Raw genomic sequence first — 4,938 nt, 5'->3', positions numbered from 1 at the left:
CTTCAGCCATGCCGGCATGATGTCCGGCTCCGGATTTCACGCGTAAAAAACCCGCCATCTTTAGCGGGCTGAACAACAAGAAAATGTTCATATTTACGGCAAATCCGCCGGCTCCAGCAGAGAAGCTGGCGTCTATCAATCTTGGAAGAACCAGCGCAGCTCCGCATGCATTAACAGGCATCAGAAGGCAAAAAAATGGCTCACATCCGGGAGCCGGAAAACACTCAACTGCCTGGATCGCAGCACATCCTTTGTGAAGGATAATTTAAGTATCGGCCGGATTGCCGCGGGCATAAGCCCGGCCGGCATAATTTTTTCCGTATCCGCCAGACCTCGGCTTTTAACATAACACCCCTTGCCCGCACCGCAGAAACGGGGTTGGCTGCGTTTCCGGTGCCAGACGCGAGAAAGTGGCGACAGACATGACGAAAAAACACCCAAAACGCAGCCGCTGGATATTACACTGATGCATAGTCATGCAGCCAGATGCATGCAGCGTAAAGTCACACTAAAATCAGCGCGAACGCCTTAAAAACCGGCAAATGCCTCTCCGGCAACTCACACAGCTCCATCACCAGGTAAAAACAGTTCAGCAGGGCTTCAATAACGTTGAGAATTTTCATCACTTCCTCCGGGATAAGTCACTACCATTCCGGTAGTCAGCCTATTTAGCAGGAACGCGATGAGCCCTTCTTCGTGCGGGCTGTCACCTCATCTTCGGACCATCGAAACTCTTCTGCTTCTGTCGGAGCGTCAGCTCCAGCTCGTTCTGACGCTGATACTCCAGTGCAGCCTTCTCCTCGATGGCATTCAGTTCCCGGACAAGCGGCGCAGCTGCTCGCTTAAACTCAGCACCTGCGTGCTCAAGTCCGACACGCGCTCGTTCAGCACCGCGTTCTCCCGTTGCATAAGTCCACACATGCTCCGCCATTCCGCGAAGGCGCTCTCCCATTCGTCCAGCCTTTGCGAGTAGTCCTGCTGTAGCTGCTCTAATGCGCTCAGCAACTGCTTTTCCAGCTCTGTCATTTTCCGCTACTCCTGTTTCAGGCGGATCCAGGTCGTCCCGTCGTAGGGGATGGCTTCGGCTTGCATCCCCGGCGGCAGGATAAGGAACCTCCGGCCGTCGTTGCTCTCCTGATAGCGTACTCCCCACGTCCGGGCGGTCATTTTCGCCAGGGTATCTTCCTGCTGACGAAGATGTGTGTAATTGTCGGTTATCTGCCGTCCCTGCCACCACAGAATGCTCCCGCTCGTGGCGATCAGCAGCGCTGACACCATCAGGATGGTGAGCCATGTCCTCCCGGCCGTCAGCAACACGCTCCGCCGGTTTTTCTCCATCGCCTCGCTCATACTCTGCTCGTGGGCGCTGATGGCGTCGCTGATTCTCCTCGCGCTTGCGTTCAGTTCCGCTCTGACAGACTGCTCGTGCTCGCTGAATGCGGCTTTCAGCATCTCGCCGGTACTCTTCTGCTGCGCTTTCGATTGCTGCTCTAAGTCCTTCGCCAGCGTTAAAAGACTGCTCATAGATGGCTCCCTTCAGTCGGATGTTTCGCCCCCCGTCAGGGTCGGCAATGCTGATACTGCTTTTCGTTGTACGCACCACCTCAAAACCTGCACCTTCAAGAGCCTCAGTGACGTCCTGACGGCTTTTCAGCTCCCCGGACGAGGCTAAGCTCAGCAGTCCACGGGTGATGGCTTCTGCGGCTTCCTGCTTCGTTTTCGGCAGTCCGGCCGGCGTGACCAGCGCCCGGCGGTTTTCCGGCGCGTTCGGATCGTGCAGCCCCAGTCTGCCGTTCACGATGGTCTGCCAGGCATCGATACGCGGCCGGTCGGCGCGGTCGTAGTACGGCTGGAGCCGCCTGCCGGTCAGCAGCTCGGTATTGGGGATCAGAAAGTTCAGCTCCAGACGCCCCTTGTCCTCGTGCTCCACCCACAGAATGCTGTACTGATCTTTATCAAGTCCGGGCATCAGAACCCGCTCGAAGCTGGCCATCAGTTTTTCCCGCTGGCCGGGAGGCAGATCGGCCTCCGCAAACGACAGGACGCCGGAGGTGTATTTCTTCACGTAAGGCGACGCGTCGATCAGCTCCCGGACTTCTTCCGGCTTCCCCTGCAGGACGCTGGCGCCTTCACGCTGCCGGTCTTTACCCAGCAGATAGTCCACCGGCCCGGCGCCACCGCCGCGACCGCGTGGATGAAATTTAACGATCATCGTCCGTTCCTTTCTCAAGAACGGCGTGCCGCAGCCGCTCAAGCCCGGCATCGATGGCCATCAGCGCCGCCACAATCTGCACCCGGTCATGACCGGTACCGACGCCGGCGTTAACACGGCGGGCTATCTGGTTCAGGTTGTTGCCCATACCGGCAAGCTGGCGCAGCAGCGCCGGCGAGATCGAAGGAAGTTTTGCGGTACGAGCCGGCTTTTCGTCCAGGCAGGTCTGCCGCATCCACGCCGCCAGCTGCCTGCCGTCGCAGCGCTCAAGTAGCCGCCTGTGCTCATCCTCCGTCACCCACATGGTGAGCATCTTGTTCCGTTTCTCTGACAAAACAGTCTCCTGATAACCCCGGGACGGGCGGGAAAACCTTTCCCGGTCGGCGCGGGGTTGGACAAGCCGCAGGCGCGTCAGTGGCTGTTAGCGGGTTTCGGGGCGCAGCCCTGAACCAGTCACGTAGCGCTAGCGGAGTGTATACTGGCTTACTATGTTGGCACGGATGCGAATATCAGTGAAGTGCTTCATGTGGCAGGAGAAAAATGCAGCAGCGGAGCGTCAGCAGAATATGCGATACAGGATATATTCCGCTTCCTCGCTCACTGACTCGCTGCGCTCGGTCGTTCGGCTGCGGCGAGCGGTACCGGCTTACAGGCGGGGCGGAAATTTCCTGGGAGATGCCAGAAAGAAGCTTAACAGGGAAGCGATAAGGCCGCGGCGAAGCCGTTTTTCCATAGGCTCCGCCCCCCTGACAAGCATCACGAAATCTGACGCTCAAATCAGTGGTGGCGAAACCCGACAGGACTATAAAGATACCAGGCGTTTCCCCCTGGTGGCTCCCTCGTGCGCTCTCCTGTTCCTGCCTTTCGGTTTACCGGTGTCATTCCGCTGTTATGGCCGCGTTTGTCTCATTCCACGCCTGACACTCAGTTCCGGGAAGGCAGTTCGCTCCAAGCTGGACTGTATGCACGAACCCCCCGTTCAGTCCGACCGCTGCGCCTTATCCGGTAACTATCAACTTGAGTCCAATCCGGAAAAACACGACAAAGCGCCACTGGCAGCAGCCACTGGTAACAGGTTTAGAGGAGGAGAGTCTTGAAGTTTCGGGTGCGATAAGGCTACACTGAAAGGACAGTTTTGGTGACTGTGCTCCTCCAAGCCAGTTACCGCGGTTCAAAAGAGCGTCAATTCTTGCGAACCTTCGAAAAAGCCACCTTGCCGGGTGGTTTTTTCGTTTTCAGAGCAAGAGATTACGACGCAACGGAAAGGATCTCAAGAAGATCATCTGTGATGTTCGACAGATATGGGGATATGCACCATGGCCTATCCGGCCTTAACTGAAATGGCGACATCCTTAACCGCAGTCTCAACCCCTGCAGCATTCCTCTGAATGCTGGTCATAACTTCACCCGCTTCGCGCATGAGTGTAACCCCTTCCCGAGTGTTCATCAGGCTGTTTTCAATGCCACAGAGAACATCCTTGGCCAGTTGACTATTGCTGGCCACGACTTGCTCAATTTCTTCAGTCGCGCTACTGACGCTCGCCGCAAGATTACGCACTTCTGCGGCAACAACCGCAAAACTTCTTCCGGATGCGCCAGCCCTTGCTGCTTCAATCGCGGCATTCAGTGCAATAAGTCTTGTCTGCATGGCAAACTTCCGGATGGTTTCCACCATATCGTCAATACTTTCAGACTGATTGTTGAGCCGTGAGATATCGGTGGAGACAGCCCCCATCCCCTGCGCAATTCTGTCAATCATAAGGATGCTATTTTCAATAACATTGGCACCGTTCTGCGCACTTTCTCGGGTCTGCACGGCCATATCCCATGCATGCACAGCAGCCTCTTGCTCTCTCTGGTTTCGCAGGACATCAGCCGTAACATCTGTAGCGAATTTCACAATTTTATAAAGCTGCCCATCACTGTTAAAGACAGGGTTATAAGTTGCACGGAACCACAGAGGGTCTCCCTGACGGTTAAGGCGTGGAAACAGACCAGAAAAAAACTCACCTTGATTCAGACTCTCCCAGAAATGTCGGTATTCATCACTTTTGTAAAGCGTCTCGGCACAGAACAGACGATGATGCTTACCTATGATTTCATCCCGCTTATAGCCAGTGGCATTGACGAAATTTTCATTTGCTTCAAGCACGATCCCTTCAGGATTGAAGGTGATGATGGCCATAGAACGGTTTATGGCATTTACGACTGCTTCCTGCTCAAGAGCAGAATGCACGCGCTCAGAAATATCGGCAGCAATTTTAATGACTCTGATAACACGGCCGCGCCTGTCAGAAACGGGGATATAACTGGCTTCAAGCCATACGGAACGATTTCCCTTTGCCAGCCGCAGGTACTTGCCACTAAAGCTTTCTCCCCTGGCAAGGCGCTGCCAGAACTGGCTGTATTCCGGTGAACTTACCAGCGAGGGCGGGCAGAATATACGATGGTGGTGACCGATTATTTCATCAGCCCTGTACCCCATAGTGGAGAGAAAAAGCGGGCTGGCTTTATTTATCACCCCCTCCGGACTGAACTCAATGACAGGCTTATTCTGACAAATTGCGTCATACGAAATGGCTGATCGCTGGAGGTTCAGGGAGAACATATTTTTAAGTGAAAACATATGAATCAGATTGCCCGGATAATGTAAGTACTGCCATGGTTATCGGCTACTCCTTATGTAGCGTTATATATTACTGCGACAGGGCGGGAAAAAGCCCGCT

Annotated in this window: 4 protein-coding genes; all 4 read right to left on the bottom strand. The window is 54.9% G+C overall.

Annotated features, from left to right (window positions below; genetic code table 11):
• Window positions 1-810 precede the first annotated feature (810 nt).
• The 4 genes from H7R56_RS27465 to H7R56_RS27445 all read right to left on the bottom strand — a co-directional run bounded on the left by H7R56_RS27465 (window position 811) and on the right by H7R56_RS27445 (window position 4,838).
• Window positions 811-1,026 (bottom strand): MbeD family mobilization/exclusion protein, encoded by a 216-nt coding sequence (locus tag H7R56_RS27465; protein WP_000137422.1) that lies wholly within the window; start codon window positions 1,024-1,026, stop codon window positions 811-813.
• A 6-nt stretch (window positions 1,027-1,032) separates the two neighbouring features.
• Window positions 1,033-1,524, bottom strand: coding sequence for an MbeB family mobilization protein (locus H7R56_RS27460; protein WP_016355729.1), 492 nt, complete (start codon window positions 1,522-1,524; stop codon window positions 1,033-1,035).
• Between the two features lie 677 nt (window positions 1,525-2,201).
• Window positions 2,202-2,546, bottom strand: coding sequence for a MobC family plasmid mobilization relaxosome protein (locus H7R56_RS27450; RefSeq protein ID WP_032976203.1), 345 nt, complete (start codon window positions 2,544-2,546; stop codon window positions 2,202-2,204).
• 987 nt (window positions 2,547-3,533) lie between these two features.
• Window positions 3,534-4,838, bottom strand: a complete 1,305-nt coding sequence (locus H7R56_RS27445) for a methyl-accepting chemotaxis protein (protein ID WP_007899670.1) — start codon at window positions 4,836-4,838, stop codon at window positions 3,534-3,536.
• Window positions 4,839-4,938: the final 100 nt, after the last annotated feature.

Source organism: Klebsiella sp. WP3-W18-ESBL-02 (assembly GCF_014168815.1).
GTDB classification, from domain to species: Bacteria; Pseudomonadota; Gammaproteobacteria; order Enterobacterales; family Enterobacteriaceae; genus Kluyvera; species Kluyvera ascorbata_B.
Note: the sequence above shows the minus strand (reverse complement) of the source record. Positions and strands in the feature narration are given on the sequence as shown.